Annotated in this window: 18 protein-coding genes; 14 read left to right on the forward strand and 4 right to left on the reverse strand. The window is 69.9% G+C overall.

Annotated elements, in window-relative coordinates; translation table 11 throughout:
- Positions 1 to 51: 51 nt before the first annotated feature.
- The 5 genes from EXU32_RS08525 (at position 52) to EXU32_RS08545 (ending at position 4218) form a co-directional block, all read left to right on the forward strand.
- Positions 52 to 1272, forward strand: coding sequence for a homogentisate 1,2-dioxygenase (locus EXU32_RS08525; RefSeq protein WP_130629514.1), 1221 nt, complete (start codon positions 52 to 54; stop codon positions 1270 to 1272).
- On the forward strand, positions 1269 to 2132 hold the full coding sequence (locus tag EXU32_RS08530; RefSeq protein WP_242612731.1) for a hypothetical protein: 864 nt from the start codon (positions 1269 to 1271) through the stop codon (positions 2130 to 2132). The genes EXU32_RS08525 and EXU32_RS08530 overlap by 4 nt, the downstream gene beginning before the upstream one ends.
- Before the next feature lie 75 nt (positions 2133 to 2207).
- Positions 2208 to 3455 (forward strand): fumarylacetoacetase, encoded by a 1248-nt coding sequence (fahA, locus tag EXU32_RS08535; protein ID WP_130629516.1) that lies wholly within the window; start codon positions 2208 to 2210, stop codon positions 3453 to 3455.
- A 155-nt stretch (positions 3456 to 3610) separates the two neighbouring features.
- Complete coding sequence (locus tag EXU32_RS08540) at positions 3611 to 3880, forward strand: type II toxin-antitoxin system VapB family antitoxin (RefSeq protein WP_130629517.1); 270 nt, start codon at positions 3611 to 3613, stop codon at positions 3878 to 3880.
- Entirely contained in the window at positions 3877 to 4218 is a 342-nt protein-coding gene (locus EXU32_RS08545; protein ID WP_130629518.1) for a type II toxin-antitoxin system VapC family toxin, read from the forward strand. Before EXU32_RS08540 ends, EXU32_RS08545 begins: the two co-directional genes overlap by 4 nt.
- Here the strand turns inward: EXU32_RS08545 and EXU32_RS08550 are convergent.
- Entirely contained in the window at positions 4205 to 5431 is a 1227-nt protein-coding gene (locus tag EXU32_RS08550; protein ID WP_130628815.1) for an IS110 family transposase, read from the reverse strand. The two genes, EXU32_RS08545 and EXU32_RS08550, sit on opposite strands and share 14 nt — an antisense overlap.
- Positions 5432 to 5748: 317 nt before the next feature.
- The gene (locus EXU32_RS08555; protein ID WP_431603065.1) at positions 5749 to 7689 is read right to left on the reverse strand and encodes a heavy metal translocating P-type ATPase; all 1941 of its coding nucleotides are present in this window, start codon (positions 7687 to 7689) and stop codon (positions 5749 to 5751) included.
- Between the two features lie 229 nt (positions 7690 to 7918).
- Here EXU32_RS08555 and EXU32_RS08560 point away from each other — a divergent pair, with 229 nt between their 5' ends.
- The 8 genes from EXU32_RS08560 to EXU32_RS08595 all read left to right on the forward strand — a co-directional run bounded on the left by EXU32_RS08560 (position 7919) and on the right by EXU32_RS08595 (position 13166).
- On the forward strand, positions 7919 to 8371 hold the full coding sequence (locus EXU32_RS08560; RefSeq protein ID WP_130629520.1) for a hypothetical protein: 453 nt from the start codon (positions 7919 to 7921) through the stop codon (positions 8369 to 8371).
- 91 nt (positions 8372 to 8462) lie between these two features.
- Positions 8463 to 9107: a DUF305 domain-containing protein gene (locus EXU32_RS08565; RefSeq protein WP_130629521.1), complete on the forward strand. Its 645-nt coding sequence runs from the start codon at positions 8463 to 8465 to the stop codon at positions 9105 to 9107.
- Between the two features lie 147 nt (positions 9108 to 9254).
- Complete coding sequence (locus EXU32_RS08570) at positions 9255 to 9959, forward strand: DUF411 domain-containing protein (RefSeq protein ID WP_130629522.1); 705 nt, start codon at positions 9255 to 9257, stop codon at positions 9957 to 9959.
- Positions 9956 to 10192, forward strand: coding sequence for a DUF2191 domain-containing protein (locus EXU32_RS08575; protein ID WP_130629523.1), 237 nt, complete (start codon positions 9956 to 9958; stop codon positions 10190 to 10192). Before EXU32_RS08570 ends, EXU32_RS08575 begins: the two co-directional genes overlap by 4 nt.
- On the forward strand, positions 10189 to 10518 hold the full coding sequence (locus EXU32_RS08580) for a type II toxin-antitoxin system PemK/MazF family toxin (protein WP_130629524.1): 330 nt from the start codon (positions 10189 to 10191) through the stop codon (positions 10516 to 10518). The genes EXU32_RS08575 and EXU32_RS08580 overlap by 4 nt, the downstream gene beginning before the upstream one ends.
- 37 nt (positions 10519 to 10555) lie before the next feature.
- Positions 10556 to 10927, forward strand: a complete 372-nt coding sequence (locus EXU32_RS08585; RefSeq protein WP_130629525.1) for an ArsR/SmtB family transcription factor — start codon at positions 10556 to 10558, stop codon at positions 10925 to 10927.
- Positions 10924 to 11886 carry a cation diffusion facilitator family transporter gene (locus tag EXU32_RS08590; RefSeq protein ID WP_130629526.1) on the forward strand — a complete coding sequence of 321 codons (963 nt, stop codon included), beginning with the start codon at positions 10924 to 10926 and terminating at the stop codon, positions 11884 to 11886. The genes EXU32_RS08585 and EXU32_RS08590 overlap by 4 nt, the downstream gene beginning before the upstream one ends.
- Before the next feature lie 128 nt (positions 11887 to 12014).
- Positions 12015 to 13166, forward strand: coding sequence for a PucR family transcriptional regulator (locus EXU32_RS08595; RefSeq protein ID WP_130629527.1), 1152 nt, complete (start codon positions 12015 to 12017; stop codon positions 13164 to 13166).
- Here the strand turns inward: EXU32_RS08595 and EXU32_RS08600 are convergent.
- Positions 13156 to 14379 (reverse strand): FAD-dependent monooxygenase, encoded by a 1224-nt coding sequence (locus EXU32_RS08600; RefSeq protein ID WP_130629528.1) that lies wholly within the window; start codon positions 14377 to 14379, stop codon positions 13156 to 13158. The genes EXU32_RS08595 and EXU32_RS08600 overlap by 11 nt on opposite strands.
- 114 nt (positions 14380 to 14493) lie before the next feature.
- On the opposite strand from EXU32_RS08600, the gene EXU32_RS08605 reads away from it, so the two are divergent.
- A complete protein-coding gene (locus tag EXU32_RS08605) occupies positions 14494 to 15849 on the forward strand; it encodes an MFS transporter (RefSeq protein ID WP_130629529.1) in 1356 nt (451 codons plus the stop codon).
- Between the two features lie 3 nt (positions 15850 to 15852).
- On the opposite strand, the gene EXU32_RS08610 is transcribed toward EXU32_RS08605, so the two are convergent.
- On the reverse strand, positions 15853 to 16422 hold the full coding sequence (locus tag EXU32_RS08610; RefSeq protein ID WP_130629530.1) for a DapH/DapD/GlmU-related protein: 570 nt from the start codon (positions 16420 to 16422) through the stop codon (positions 15853 to 15855).
- Between the last annotated feature and the right edge of the window lie 65 nt (positions 16423 to 16487).

Here is a 16487-nt window from a genome sequence, read left to right on the forward strand (position 1 = left end):
TCGAGAGCATATATCGCACACTCTCCCGCACAACGAGGTGAAGGAACACTCATGGCCCACTACCGCCAGGTCGGACCCGTGCCCGACAAGAGGCACACCCTCTTCAAGGACGACGACGGCTCGATCCTCTACGAGGAGCTCATGGGCGAGGAGGGCTTCAGCTCGGACAGCTCGCTGCTTTACCACCGCCACATCCCCTCGGGCATCGTCGGTGCGCGCCACTGGGAGCTGCCCGACCAGACACTCACGCCCAACGAGCCACTGCTCCCCCGGCACCTCAAACCGCACGACCTCTTCACCGACGCGCAGGCGGCCACGACCGACGCGGTGACCGGCCGCCAGCTCGTCCTGGGCAACGCGGACGTGCGCATCTCCTACGCCCACGTCGGCGCGACCTCACCGTTGTACAAGAACGCGATCGGTGACGAGTGCGTCTACGTCGAGCGCGGCTCGGCCCTGGTCGAGACGCAGCTCGGGGCGCTCGAGGCCAGCGAGGGTGACTACGTGATCATCCCGCGGGCGATGATCCACCGCTGGGTCCTGCGCGAGGGCGAGACCGCTCGGCTGTACTTCATCGAGGCCACCAGCCACATCGCCCCGCCCAAGCGCTACCTCTCCCGGTACGGCCAGCTCCTCGAGCACGCGCCCTACTGCGAGCGCGACCTGCGTGGCCCCACCGAGCCCCTGCTGCGCGAGGAGCAGGACGTCGAGGTCCACATCAAGCACCGCGGTCGCGGCCCGAGCGGCATCACCGGCACCGTGCACACGGTGCCGGAGCACCCCTTCGACGTCGTCGGCTGGGACGGGTGCCTCTACCCCTACACCTTCAACATCCGCGACTACATGCCGATCACGGGCAAGGTGCACCAGCCGCCGCCGGCCCACCAGGTCTTCGAGGGCAACAACTTCGTCATCTGCAACTTCGTCCCGCGCAAGGTCGACTACCACGAGCTCTCCGTGCCGGTGCCGTACTACCACTCCAATGTCGACTCCGACGAGGTCATGTTCTACGTCGACGGGGACTACGAGGCGCGCAAGGGCTCGGGCATCGCCAAGGGCTCGATCTCGCTGCACCCGGGCGGGCACGCCCACGGTCCGCAGCCGGGTGCCGTCGAGGCCTCGCTCGGCGCCGAGTACTTCGACGAGACCGCGGTCATGGTCGACACCTTCCGCCCGCTCGACCTCGGGGTCGGCGGTGTCGCGACCGACGACGGCGTCTACGCGCGCTCGTGGACCGGCGGCCGGTGGATCACCGACGAGGACGGCGCATGACGAGCACGAAGGGGGGCACCGTCCCGGAGCAGGCCGTGCCCCAGCAGTTCCTCGAGTTCTTCGACGACGCCGCGACCTTCCCGCCCGGCCTCGCGCCGGTCGAGCAGGCGGTGACCGACCACGTGGCGCGACGGTCGGCTCCCTTCGTCAGTGCCGTGGGACCCGCGGTGCTCGCTCTCGCGGACCTGCCCCGGGCACGCGAGATCGCGGCCGGTCTCGACCTGTCGGGCGGCCCCGTGGAGGTCTCGGTGGTGACGCCTGCCGGCGCGCTCGACGAGGCCCTCACCGCCGCGCGGGCGCTCGCCCCCGAGCTGCGGATCGTCGCCGTCGAGCTCAAGACCGACCCGGGCGACCGGGCCACCTGGACCGAGCAGGTGCGGCAGGCCGCAGCCGTCCGCGACCTGCCGGTCTACGTCGAGCTGACGGCCGGCCAGGTGGCCGACGGCGCCCTCGACCTGCTGGCCGGTACCGGGCTGCGGCTGAAGTACCGCACCGGCGGCATCGAGGCGCGCCTCTTCCCCACCCCCGAGCAGCTCGCCGACGTGCTCACCGCAGCAGTGGCCGCGGGGCTGCCCTTCAAGCTGACCGCCGGTCTGCACGAGGCGATCCGCTACACCAACGCCACGACCGGATTCACCCACCACGGCTTCCTCAACATCGCACTGGCCACCCAGGCCGCGCGTGCCGGTGAGGACCGTGCGGTCGTCGCCGGGTGGCTCGCCGAGACCGACCCGTCCCGGCTCGCCCAGGCCGGCGCCACCTCCGACGGGTCGTGGCGCGAGTCCTTCACGTCCTTCGGCACGTGCAGCGTCGGCGAGCCCGCCGACGCCCTGCGGCGCCTTGATCTCTTCCCGGCCTGACCCCCCTTCGTGGCTCGTCCCTCGCACCTCAGGACGACGCCTTCGTCCACCCCTGACCTGAGAGGTCCCCACTCCATGACGACTGCAGCGCAGCGCTTCTCGACCACCGGCTTCGGCCCCGACCACCTGCCCTACGCCTCCTTCTCCCCCGCTGGCGGCGACCCGCGACTGGGCGTGCGCCTGGGTGATCTGGCGATCTCGCTGCGCGACCTCGTCGCCGCGGTGGCCGCCGCGAGCGGGCCGCGACTGCTCGTCGAGGCCGGCAACGCCGCCTCCGCCGACGACCTCGACCCGCTGCTCGCCGCCGGCCACACCGTCTGGCGGCCGCTGCGCGCGTGGCTGCAGGAGGTCGTGACGACCGACGGTCTCGACGGCGTCGTCGAGGCCGTCGCCACCCCTGTGTCCGACATCGAGCTGCACATGCCCTTCACCGTCGCGGACTACGTCGACTACTACGCCTCCGAGCACCACGCCTCCAACATCGGCAAGATGTTCCGCCCCGACCAGGCGCCGCTGCTGCCCAACTGGAAGCACCTGCCGGTCGGGTACCACGGCCGCGCCGGCACGGTCATCGCCTCGGGCACCGACATCCCGCGCCCCAAGGGCCTGCGCCCGGAGGAAGGGGGGACCCCCAGCTTCGGTCCCTCGCGTCGCCTCGACATCGAGGCCGAGCTGGGCTTCGTGCTCGGCGGCTCCGCCCCGCACGGCGAGGTGTCCGTGGCTCGGGCCGGCGCCGAGCACCTGTTTGGCGTCGTCCTCTTCAACGACTGGTCCGCCCGTGACATCCAAGGCTACGAGTACGTGCCGCTCGGCCCCTACCTCGGCAAGTCCTTCGCCTCGACGATCTCGCTGTGGGTCACGCCGTGGGACGCGCTGGCCGCCGCTCGCGTCGCGCCGCCGGCTCGCGAGCACGAGCTCGCCGACTATCTCGACGACTCGGTGGACGGGCCGTGGGGTCTGGACATCACGATGGAGGTCGACCTCGACGGTCAGGTGCTCTCGCACCCGCCGGCCAGGACGCTCTACTGGACTGCGCCGCAGATGGTCGCGCACATGAGCGTGGGCGGCGCCTCGATCCGCCCGGGCGACTTCTTCGGCTCCGGCACGGTCTCCGGCACCGAGGTCGACCAGCGCGGTTCCTTCATGGAGCTGTCGTGGGGCGGCAAGGAGCCGCTGAAGCTGGCCGACGGCCGCGAGCAGGCCTTCCTGCAGGACGGCCAGACCGTCACGCTGCGGGGCACCGCCCCCGGAGCCAACGGGTCGGTCATCGACTTCGGTGAGTGCGTGGGGACGATCACGCCCGCCACGGGTGGGACTGCCTGAGGGGCTTCCGCCAAGCACTCCTTCGCCCTCGTCCCTGGTGCGTGTCGCGCACCAGAGACGAAGGCGCTCCATCACCTGGCTCCAGCACAACGGCGGACGCCGACGCGTGGCCCAGGGGGTAGATATCTACCCTTTTCGAAGGGTAGATTGACTCCATGGGGCTGAACATCAAGAACGAGCGCGTCCACGACCTCGCACGGCAGGCGGCCGCGGTCACGGGCAAGTCTCAGACCGCGGCGATCGAGGAGGCCTTGACGCGCTTGCTGGCCGACCACGACATCGACCCCGAGCAGCGACGAGTGGCGGCGAAGGTCGACCGGGTGCACGGCATCGTCCGCGCCTACCTCGACACCCCACGCAACGCCGATCGTGAGATCGACCGAGTCGAGGACCTCTTCGACGAGCGGACCGGACTCCCCCGATGATCGTGGACTCCTCGGCCCTGATGGCCATCCTCGAGGACGAGCCCGGGTCCAACGACTTGGTGCGCGCGGCGGCCTCGTCCCGGTGCCGGATGTCCGTGGCCGCCCGACTCGAGGTATCCATCGTCGCCGACGCCCGATCCACATCGCACGGAGCTCGCCTGGACGAGCTCATCACCGCGCTCGAGATCGTTATCGAGCCGGTGACGGAGCACGAAGGGGAGATTGCGCGGCGGGCATACCAGAGGTACGGACGCGGCTCCGGATCACCCGCACGGCTCAATTTCGGCGACTGCTTCGCCTACGCGCTGATGCTCCTATTGATTGTCAAGCGGCGGTGAGCCAGGCGCGGTAGGCGTTGGCGAGGTCGTCGTCTCGTCTGGTGCCTCGTTCGAGGGTGGAGATGCGTGCGGGCCAGACGCCGAAGTGTTGGGCGGCGCTGGTCAAGGTGATGTTCTTGGCCTGTCTCATCGGTCGTAGGTCGTCGATGGCGGGCACGGTGATGGTCCGGGTGAGGTATTTGAAGATCTCGCGGGCGATGGCTCGCTTGAGGCGGCGCAGGATCTCCTTGCTGGAGCGGCCTTTGTCGCGTTGTCGCTGGACGTAGCCGCGGGTCTGGGCGTGGCTGACCATGCGCACCAGAGCGATGCGGTGTAGTGCGCTGTTGGCCGCGCGGTCTCCTCCTCGCGACAGCCGGTAGCGGTTGGTTTTGCCCGAGGACGCGGGTACGGGCGCAGTCCCACACAGCGCGGCGAACGACGCCTCGTGGCTGAGGCGTTCGGGGTTGCCCCCGGCGGTGATCAGCAGTTGTGCTGCGGTGTCCGGGCCGACGCCGTGGGCGCCGAGCAGGCCGGGGTTGAGCGTGCGGACGATGGCCGTGATGTCGGCTTCGAGGTCGCTGGCCTGCTCGTCCAAGAAGGCGTGGCGGGCGGCGAGGTCTTTCATCGCTCGCAGCACGGCGCCACCGACCAGGTCATCCCGGTTGGGGCGACAGCGAGCGAGTGTCTCGACCAGTCGAGCGTTGTTCAGGTCGCGGTACTTCTCCCGGATGCCGTCGGGGGCGGTGATCAGGAGTTGTTGGATCTGGTGGATCGTCGCGGTGCGGGCCTTGACGGCTGAGCGTCGCGCGGTGTGCAGGGCGCGCAGACCGAGGATCTTCTCGTCCTTGGGCGCCGAGGTCGATCGCCCCGACAGCACGGCGCGGGCTGCGTGGTAGGCGTCGATGGGGTCGGACTTGCCTTGTTTGCGGCGCACGGTCTTGTCGGGTCGCAGGACTTCCCGCACGTCCATACCGGCCGCGGCGCAGGCCCGGGCGATGCCTGCCCCGTAGGAGCTGGTGCCCTCGATCCCGACACGCTCGATCACGCCATGGGCCTGAAGGAAGTCGGTCGCTGCGCGGTACCCGGCGAGCGTGGTGAGGAATTCTTCGTCGGCGACATCGCGCCCTACAACGGTCACCACGGCCACGTGGATGGTGTCGGCGTGGGTGTCGATGCCGCCGACGACCTCCTCCACGGCTTCGTGGTCTGGGTATGTCGGTGCTGCTGCTGTCATGCTGGAAGCGCCCTTCTCGGCTGTCGTCGACTGGGTGACGTCGGCCGTGGGCGGTCAGACAGGACACTGGTGAGGAACTGCCAAGCTCTTATCAGGTCATGACCGCCCCGGCCGGCGGCGAGCCCGAGGGGCCGGACAGATCAACTGGAAGGCAACCCAACAGGGCGCCAGTCGGAGGGTGAGTCACGACCCCTCGGACCCTGATTCCATCATCAGTGTCGGTGGCGGCAGGTGAGCCCTTGCTTTTCGTCGGCGAGGACTTCACCCATACCGACATCGTTCCAGCGCTGGCCCGAGCGCACCGAGGTCCGACCGCCTCACCGCCCGAGGAAGTGGGCCGCGCTCCGCTCAGGGGTGAGGTCGAGCCGGCGCAGCAGCTGGGCGTTGAGCGCGACGACGACGGTCGACAGTGACATCAGGATCGCCCCGACGCTCATCGGCAGGACGAAGCCGATCGGCGCCAGGACACCCGCAGCCAGCGGGACGGAGATGAGGTTGTAGCCGCCCGCCCACCACAGGTTCTGCTTCATCTTGCGGTACGAGGCGCGGGAGAGCTCGATGACCGAGAGCACCGAGCGCGGGTCGGAGCTGGCGAGGATCACGCCGGCCGAGGCGATGGCCACGTCCGTGCCGGCGCCGATCGCGATGCCGACGTCGGCCTGGGCAAGGGCAGGAGCGTCGTTGACGCCGTCTCCGACCATGGCGACCTTCCTCCCTTCGCCCTGCAGCTCGGCGACCTTGGCCGCCTTGTCCTGGGGGCGCACACCGGCGAAGACGCGGTCGATGCCCAGGTCCGCGGCGACCGTCTGCGCGACGGCCTGCGCGTCGCCGGTGATCATCACGACCTGCGCGCCCGCAGCGTGCAGTGCGTCGACGGCATCGCGGGACTCGGGTCGGACCTCGTCGGCCAGACGCAGCGCGCCGATCACCTCACCGTCGGCCACCACGTGCAGGATGATCGCGCCCTCATCCCGCCAGGTCTCGACCGCCGGCAGCTCGGCGAGGTCGTACTGCTCGAGCAGGTAGGGACCACCGACCTCGGTGACCGTGCCTGCCACCGTGGCCCGTACACCCACCGCGGGCGAGGACGAGAAGTCCACTGCCGCAGGCACATCGAGACCACGTGAGGTCGCGGCACCGACGATCGCGCGAGCCAGCGGGTGCTCGCTGTCGCCCTCGGCCGCAGCAGCCAGCAGGAGGACCTCGTCCTCGGAGTGGTCGCCCACGGGCTCGATGCCGGTGACCGTGGGCTCGCCCTTGGTCAGGGTGCCCGTCTTGTCGAAGAGCACGGTGTCGACGGTGCGCATGGACTCCAGGGCGAGGCGGTCCTTGACGAGCACCCCACCTCGAGCAGCGCGCTCGGTCGCGATGGAGACCACGAGCGGGATCGCCAGGCCCAGGGCGTGGGGACAGGCGATGACCAGCACCGTGATCGTGCGGACGACGGCACTGTCCGGCAGACCCAGCAGGGACCAGACCACAGCCGTGATGGCGGCAGAGCCGAGGGCGAACCAGAAGAGCCAACCGGCAGCCGTGTCGGCGATGCGCTGGGCGCGCGAGGACGAGGCCTGGGCGTCGGTCACGAGCCGCTGGATCCCGGCGAGCGCAGTGTCGTCGCCCGTCGCGGTGATCTCCACGCGCAACCCGGAGTCGGTGGCGACGGTCCCGGCGACGACGGCATCCCCCTTCGTCCGGCGCACCGTCCTGGACTCGCCGGTGACCATCGACTCGTCCATGCTCGCCGAGCCGTCGACGACGGTGCCGTCCGCGGGGACCGCGGCACCCGGACGGACGATGACGACGTCACCGACCTGGAGGTCGGCCGGGGCGACGGTCACGATCTCGTCACCCTCGACCCGCTCCGCCTCGTCGGGCAGGAGCGCGGCGAGGGAGTCCAGGGCAGAGGTGGTCTGGGCGAGCGAGCGCATCTCGATCCAGTGGCCGAGCAGCATGATGACGACCAGGAGCGCCAGCTCCCACCAGAAGCTCAGCTCGTGGTGGAGCACACCCAGGCTGGCACCCCAGGAGGCGACGAAGGCCACCGTGATGCCCAGTGCGATGAGCAGCATCATCCCGGGCTTGCGCGTGCGGACCTCGGACACTGCGCCGGTGAGGAAGGGGCGACCACCCCAGACGTACATCACCGTCCCGAGGACCGGCGACACCCACCGCGCCCACTCCCCCTGCGGCAGGTCGTAGCCGATGAGGTCGGCGAACATGTCGTTGAAGCCCACGACCGGGATCGACAGCACGAGCATGATCCAGAAGAGGCGACGGAACTGGCCCACATGGTCACCGTGACCGCCGTGACCCGAGTGATCCCCGTGCCCCGCGTGATCCACATGATCGGCGTGCGCATCGTGACTGGCGGGCTGGCCGTGGTCAGCGTGGTGATCGTGTAGGTCAGTCATACTCGGTGAACATATACCTTAGGGGGGTATACTCCCAGTCGTGTTCCCCTGAACGGCGATGCTTAGGATGTGAGTCATGACCGTGGATCTGGAAGCAGGCATGTCCCGGTCCTTCGGCGCTCCGCGAACGCTGTGGGGACTGGTCCTGCTGGGCCTGGCCACTGCGGTCATCGCCGGCATCCTGTCGATGCACGGGTTCTCGGCCGGGCACCACGCACCGGCACTCGCCTCGGTCGCAGCAGCCTCTGGCGCGGACTCCACAACTGCACACACCACAGCAGAGCACGCAGCCCTCGCAGCACCCACGGACGGGATCGCGACGTCCTGCACGGCGGGTGACTGCGACGACTCCACGACGATGCTGTGCCTCTTCGTGCTGCTGACCCTGGCCCTCGTCCTGTCCGGGCGTCTCGGACGCTCCTGGCGCTGGCAACCCCCGTGGCAGGCCATGGCACCGCATCACCCACCCTGCGCGACGCCCACCGGACCGGACGTGTCCTTGATCAGGTTGTGCATCAGTCGGACGTGAGCAGCCTCCCCGTCCGGCGACCCTCGAACGCGGAGATGACACCGGACGCGACCTGCCCGTCCCGCACCACACGACAAGGAATCGATCCAACATGCGCACTTTCCGCTTCATCACCACCGCAGCGACCGCCGCGGCGGCCGCCCTCATCGTCACCGGCTGCTCCGCGAGCGACGACTCTCGCGACACCGGCCCCTCCGCGAGCAGCCAGACGGCAGCCGACTTCAACCAGGCCGATGTCACCTATGCCCAGGGCATGACCATGCACCACCAGCAGGCCGTCGAGATGTCCGACCTCGTCCTCGACAAGAGCGGTGTCGACCCCGACGTCACGAAGCTGGCCAAGGAGATCAAGAAGGCTCAGGGCCCGGAGATCACCACGATGCAGGGTTGGCTCGAGGACTGGGGCCAGGGCTCCATGGATCACGAATCGATGGGCGGCATGGACGGCATGGACGGCACGGACGGCACGGACGGCACGGACGGCACGGACGGCACGGACGGCATGGACGGCATGGTCAGCGCCGAGGACATCACCGCGCTGAAGCAGGCCGATGGCCCGGCCGCCTCCACGCTCTTCCTCACCCAGATGATCGAGCACCACGAGGGCGCGGTCGCGATGGCCCAGCAGCACCGCAAGGATGGCAAGAACCCCGAGGCCCTCAAGCTGTCCAGCACGGTCATCACGGACCAGAAGGCCGAGATCACGAAGATGCGCACGATGCGCTCCGGGCTCTGACCCGAACCTCGCCCCGGGCCCGGCCGGTCGATCGCCGGCCGGGCCCTCCCTTCGTCGTCGCTCCCCCGAAAGGCCCACCATGACCACCCACCACTCCCGCGCCCGGATCGGCCGCCGCGGGCTCCTCTCCTGACCGGCACTGGCGCGATGACTGCCCTGTCCGCCTGCGCGGACCCGGCCGGACCGAACGCCGAGCCCACCTCCCTACCTGCCGATGTAGCAGCCCACGGCGTCGACGCCGAGCAGCTGACGATGACCGTCTACAAGGACGCGTCGTGCGGCTGCTGCGGCGGGTGGGTCACCCACGCCGAGGAGCACGGCTTCACCATCACGACCGAGCACCCCGAGTCACTGGCGACGGTCTGGCAGGACCACGACGTCGCGCTGGACCTCCAGTCGTGCCACCTCGCGCGCAACCCCGACGGCCACCTCTTCGTCGGTCACGTCCCCGCCCGGCACGTCGTGGAGTACCTCGCGGACCCGCCGCAGGGAGGCCGCGGCCTCAGCGTGCCCGCCATGCCCCGTGGGGACGCCGGGGATGGAGCAGGGCGACCGGTTCGACCCCTACTCCGTCATGCTGATCACCCATGGGGAGCCGAGCGTCTTCGCGAAGGTGGCCAAGGCCTCCGATCAGAAGATCTGACCCGCAGCGCCCGCCGTCCCATCCCCTTCGACGCCTTCGGCTTCCTCAGCTTCGGTCACTACGGAAACGGCAACGGGCGTGAGCATCGCCGCGGAGTGGCGACGCTGGGAGTCCTTGCGGACGGCTCGGTGCGCGCGGCAGCATTGCGACTGCGTGTGCCCTGCTGGGTCGCTCCCGGGAATGACGTCTATGCCACAATCGTGGCATGACTAGAACACGACTCAGCACGACCGTCGACGCCGAGCTGCTCGCCAGTGCTCGCGGCGCCCTCCCCGGGCTCACGGACGCCAAGATGCTCGATGAGGCTCTGTCGGCCCTCGTCACGCGTCACCGCGCTGCCGAGATCGAGGCCGGCTATGTCGCGTATGACGATCACCCACTTGATGAGCCGGATGCCTGGGGTGATCTCGCATCCTTCCGCGAAGCCGCTAGCCGATCATGACGGCGCTACCCGCTCGGGGTGAGGTGTGGTGGTGCGAGATGGCCGGGATCGGGCGAAGACCCGTCGTCGTGCTCTCCCGCGACTCGGTCATCCCGCGTCTACGCCGATCCCTTGTGGCCCCGTGCACGACGACGATCCGCGCTCTGGCGAGCGAGGTCCACCTTGAGCCGGGCGAGGACCCCATCCCCCTGCGCTCGGCCGTCAACCTGGACTCGGTGGAGAGCGTCTCCGTCGCCGTCCTCATCGAACGGATCGGCCGCTTGTCGGATGCGCGCATGCGCGAAGTGTGTGCGGCTCTCGCGATCGCGGTCGACTGCTCGTCCTGACTCAGCCGTGATCTGGGGTTTATGCAATAATCTGCGTATGGACGCATATAAGCAGATATGCGGATTAAATCCGGACAGTCAGTACGTGGAGCTTGCCGTCGAAGTGTTCGGACTCCTCGCCGACGCGACGAGGGTCCGGATCATCCTGGCCCTGCGCCGCGAGGATGAGCTGTCGGTCAACCGAATCGCTGAGGCCGTCGTCAAGTCGCCCGCTGCGGTCTCCCAGCATCTGGCGAAGCTGCGGATGGCCAGGATCGTGTCGACCCGGCAGGAGGGCCAGCGGGTGTTCTACCGCCTGGAAAATGAGCACGCCTCGCAGCTGGTGTCCGACGCGATCTTCCAGGCCGAACACTCAGTCGCCGACGGGCACGCCCCGGCGCACCACCACGAGGCTCGAGACCGAGCATGACCCAGCACAGCCACTCGCACCCGGCAGGGTTCAAGGGCTTCTTCTACGAGATCTTCGTGCCGCACTCCCACGACGCTGCCGATTCGATCGACGACGCTATGGAGGCGCACTCCGAGGGCATCCGAGCGCTGAAGATCAGCCTCGTGCTCATGCTTGGCACGACCGTCGTGCAGGCGGTGATCGTCACGTTCTCCGGCTCTGTCGCGCTGCTCGCCGACACGATCCACAATCTCTCCGACGCGCTCACCGCCGTACCCCTGTGGATCGCGTTCGTGCTGTCCCGCCGCGTGGCGACGCGGAAGTACACCTACGGGTTCAACAGGGCAGAGGATCTCGCTGGCCTGTTCATCGTGCTCATGATCGCCCTGTCCTCGATCGTGGCCGCGTACGAGGCGATCGACCGCATGATCAACCCGAGGCCGATGGACAACATCGGCTGGGTGATCGCCGCAGGCGTCATCGGCTTCCTCGGCAACGAGGCCGTCGCCGTCTACCGCATCCGAGTGGGCAAGAAGATCGGCTCGGCGGCCCTTGTCGCCGATGGCGTCCATGCCCGCACCGACGGGTTCACCTCCCTGGCCGTGGTTGTCGGCGGCATCGGGGTCGTGCTCGGCTTCCCGCTTGCCGACCCGATCGTCGGGCTACTCATCTCGGCCATGATCGCCGTACTGTTGATCGGCACCGTCCGCTCGGTCGGACGCCGCCTCATGGACGGGATCGAGCCCGAGCTGGTCGACCGCGCCGAGCATGCGCTGCAGCACCTGGCAGAGGTCGAGTCAGTTGAGAGCGTGCGGCTGCGCTGGGTCGGCCACCGCCTCCACGGCGACGCCCTCGTCCGCACCTCGGCGACAAGCCTGGCCGAGGCCGACCACCTGGCAGAGGATGCCGAGGCCGCGGTGAAGAAACGCATGCCGAATGTTGACGAAATGACCGTCCGGGTCATGGCGAATGTGAGATGACCAAGGCCTCGTGAACACTGCTCACGAGGCCCTTCGTCATTGTGGGGAACGGTAGATGCGTCCGAGATGTCGGACGGTGAAGCCCGATACGCTCGGTCCGCACCACCCACCGCCGTGAGGGAGACGACGTGACCAACCTCGACGACGCCCTGCAGGACCTCTCGGAAGCCGTGCAACAGCGCCTCGTCGTGCTCGACGAGGGCATGCGGGTCATCGCCTACTCCATCCACGAGAGCGAACCAGACCGCGCCCGCCTGTCGCACCTGCTCGCCCACAGCGACACCTGGCAGGCGCCGGCCGCCGGTACCGACGGGGTCGGCACCCACACTGCGAGCGACGGGACGCAGTGGGTGCTGCACCCCCTTCGCGATGATCGTCACCGGGTCGGCCACCTCCTGCACGTGCGGGCGAAGGGGGTCCCCTCGCCTCCCGAGGACGTCCTCACCGAGGGCGCCGCGCAGCTGGGTGTGCTCCTGTCGCTGCGCACGATGTACGCCGAGCGGGACGCTGCGCGGGCTCGCGGGCTGCTCACGGAGCTGCTCGGCGAGCACTCCACCGAGATCGGGCGCGCTTCTGCCGCAAGGGCTCTCGTCGACGAGGAGCTCGTCGGGTCAGCGGGCCAGTACTGCGCGGTCGTCCTCGCCGTACCGCCGGGCCACCCTGGTGGGGACTGGGAGGCGCGCCGGGCGGTGGACGCCACCTTGGACTTCGTCTCCCGGACGTCCACGGCGACGGTGGTCGGGGGCGTCGTCGAAGGGCTGGGCGTCCTGGTCTTCCCCCGGCCGGTCGTGCAGGACCGGCTCGAGCGGGTGCTCGGCGCGCCCGGGCTGGCGCACGTGCGCGCGGGCATCGGTGGGGTCGTCGACGACCTGCTGTCCGTCGCCACCTCCCACGAACAGGCCCGCCGGGCCTGGCGTGCCGCGTGTCTCGACCCGCTGACCCACCCGCGCGTCACGGAGTGGTCGGGGCTCGGCATCGACAAGCTGCTGCTCGCCCTGCCCCTGGACCGGCTCGACCTCGACGACCTGCCCGAGCCGGTCACCCGGCTCATCGCGTCGGACCACCGCGAGGTCGACGTGCCGACGCTCGAGGCCTACCTCGACGCGGGAGGGGACGCGCAGGCGAGCGCCGTCGCCCTGGGCATCCACCGCTCGACGTTGTACTACCGGCTCACCCGGATCCGGGAGACGACCCGGGCCGACCTCGGCGACGGTCGAGTGCGCCGCGACCTGCACACGGGGCTGCGGGTCGCCCGTCTCGCCGGGCTGCTCAGCGGCTGAGCGACCCCGGCCGGATCCCGCGGTCGACCGTCGGGTCGTAGCCGTGGATCCACGCCAGCCTGTCCTCGAACCAGTCGGCGCCCGCCATCGCGGCATTGCGCGCGTCAGCCTGCGGCCCGTCGGGCAGGTGGAGCACCTCCGCGACCTGGGCGGACGCGAACTGCACTGCGCGAGTGCGCATCCGGCGTCTGCCCTCGAATGCCTCGAAGGCCGCCGTCGGGTCACCCGAGCCGACCGTCGCCAGCTCTTCCGCGAGCGCCCAGGTGTCCTCGATGGCCTGGTTGGCGCCCTGCCCGTGGTGCGGGACGAGCGCGTGCGCCGCGTCGCCGAGGAGCACGACCCTCCCCCTGTGCCAGCTGGCCAGCGGGGGGCGACGCATGAGTGCCCAGCGCTGAGTGACCTCGACCGCCCCGAGCATCTGCGTCACCGCGGGGTGCCACCCGGCGAAGGGGGCGAACTTGTCCTCGTCGCGCGCCGGCACGACCCACTGGTCGGCGGTCCACTCCTGCGGGTCGCGGCTCACCGCGAGGAAGTTGACGTCCTGACCGTCGCCGCCCATCGCGTAGTGCAGGAGGTGGCCGGTCGGACCGATCCAGAACTGGATGGCGTGCGGGTCGGGCAGCTCGGTCAGCTGCTCGGTGGGGATGATCCCGCGGAAGCCGGAGTGCCCGGAGTAGATCGCGTCGTCGTGCCCGACGACCCACTGACGGACCATGGAGCGGGCCCCGTCCGCTCCGACGACGATGCCGGCGCTGCGCTGCGTGCCGTCGGCCAGGTCCAGCAGGACCCGGTCGCCGTCCTCGTGCAGACCGGTGACGTGGTGGGAGAGCAGGATCCGGTCCGGGCCGACGGCCTCGGAGAGGATCCGCTGCAGGTCGGCGCGGTGCACGCCCAGGTAGTCGGAGCCGAAGCGCTCGCGGTAGCCCCGGCCGACCGGGGTGCGGCCGAGCGTCGCGCCGGAGCGCCCGTCGCGGAAGACCAGGTCGGTCTGCGCCCAGGACACCTCCTCGAGGGCGTCGAGGACACCGAGGCGGGCGAAGAGGTTGTTGGCATTGGCCGACAGCGCGACCGCCGCGCCGACCTCGCGCAGCTCCGCGGTGCGCTCGAGGATCGTCGCGGCGATGCCGCGCTCGCGCAGGGCGAGGGCAAGGGTGAGGCCGCCGATGCCGGCGCCGATGATCACCACGTCGTCGTGGGGAGTCTGCTGGTCCATGTGGACGACGCTAGGGGCGACGCGGTGTCGCTGTCATCGGGCTGGATGACGCATCTGACCGGTTGATCATCCGACACGGTGTCGGATCGCCCATCGAGGTGGCATGCTCCGTCCGTGACCTCCGCAGACGCGCTCTTCTCCCGGTTGGTGCGACGCGACCCCGACGCGGAGGCCGAGCTGCCCACGGCTGTGCGCGAGGACCTGCCGGGCAACTCCCTTCGCCTCATCGGGGCCAACGCGCTGCAGTCCTCGGGGGACCAGGCGGTCAACGCCTCGACCGTCCTGCCGTGGCTCTTCCACGCGCTCGGGGTGCCGGCCGTGCTCACCGGTCTGCTGGTCCCGATCCGCGAGTCCGGCTCGATGCTCCCCCAGGCATTCCTCACTCCCCTCGTCGTCCGGGTCCGGCGGCGCACCAACGTCTTCGTCGCCGGCGCGGTCGTCCAGGCGGTCTGCGTGGCGGTCATGGCCGCCACGGCCGCGCTCGCCAGCGGGCTGGTGGCCGGCATCATCATCGTCGCGGCGCTCGCCGTGTTTTCCCTCGGCCGGTGCCTGTGCTCGATCTCGTCCAAGGACGTGCAGGGCCGCACCATGCCGAAGGGAGAGCGCGGCCAGGTCAACGGCCTCGCCACGACGGCTTCCGGGCTGGTCGCGATCACCCTCGGCCTCGCGGTGCGGGCACTCGGCGACCGGCTCGACGTCGCCGTCCTCGCCGCGATCCTCGGCCTCGGTGCCGTGCTGTGGGTGCTCGTCGCGCTGGTCTACTCCGGGATCCGGGAGCCGGTCGAGGAGAGTGGGCAGGAGCACCCTTCGAGACGGTCGCGGGGCGAACTCCTCAGGGAGCGGGAGGAGGGGCCGGGGTGGTTCGCGCAGACCGTGACGCTGCTGCGTGAGGACCGGGCCTTCCGCTCCTTCGTCACAGTCCGCGGGTTCCTGCTCGTCTCCTCGCTCAGCCCGCCCTTCATCGTCACGCTCGCGGTGCAGTCGGGCGCGCCGGCGCTCACCGGGCTCGGGGGCTTCATCATCGCCTCGGGCCTGGCCGCGCTCCTCGGCGGACGGGTCTTCGGGCGGCTGGCCGACCGGTCCAGCAAGTGGCTGATGACGATCGGGGCCGGCCTCGCGTCGATCGTCCTCGTGGCCCTCGTCCTGCTCGTCACGCTGCTCGACCTCGACGGCGGCAGCCTGCTCACCTACGTGGTCTTCGTCAGCGGCTACTTCCTCGTGACGATGCTGCACACCGGGGTGCGGGTCGGGCGCAAGACCTATGTCATCGACATGGCCGAGGGCGACCAGCGCACCACCTATGTCGCCGTCTCCAACTCGGCGATGGGCGTGATCCTGCTGGTCGTCGGAGCCATCAGCTCGGCGATCGCTGGCTTCGGCATCGTGTGGGCCCTGCTCTTCCTCGCGGCGCTCGGCGTGCTGGGGGTCGTCTCGTCGACCCGGCTGGCGGAGGTCTCGCGCGGCGCCTGAGGCTCAGTCGTGGACCGAGCGCACCACGCGCGCAGGCGCGCCCACGACGATCGAGTCCGCAGGCACGTCCTTGGTGACGACCGCCCCGGCCGCCACGATGGCGCCGTCGCCGATGGTCACGCCCTTGAGGATCGTCGCATTGGCGCCGATCCAGACCTTGCGGCCGATGACGATCGGAGCCGGGTGCATGTCGGCCCGACGGTCCGGGTGGACGTCGTGGTCGAGGGTCGCGAGCACCGCGTTGTGGCCGATGAGGCTGTCGTCGCCGATGGTGACACCGCCCTGGTCCTGGAACCGGCAGCCGGAGTTGATGAAGACCCGCTCGCCGAGGTGGATGTTGCGGCCGAAGTCCGCGGTGAAGGGCGGGAAGAGCGTCACGCTCTCGTGCACCGGACGGCCGGTGAGCTGCGCGAGGAGCTCACGGACGCGCCCCGGCTCGTGGTAGCCACCGTTGAGCTCGCCGGTGACCCGCATCGCTGCCTGGCTCGCCTCGTGCATGACGGCGTGAAGGGGGGATCCTCCCGGGATCGTCCGGCCGGCGTCGAGCTCGGCGATGAGTACGTCGATGTCCATGGGTCCACTGTGGCAGGCGTGTGGTGAGGAGAGCCCCGACGATGGAGGACGATGGCCTCGTGGGA

Source organism: Janibacter limosus (assembly GCF_004295485.1).
Lineage (GTDB): Bacteria > Actinomycetota > Actinomycetes > Actinomycetales > Dermatophilaceae > Janibacter > Janibacter limosus_A.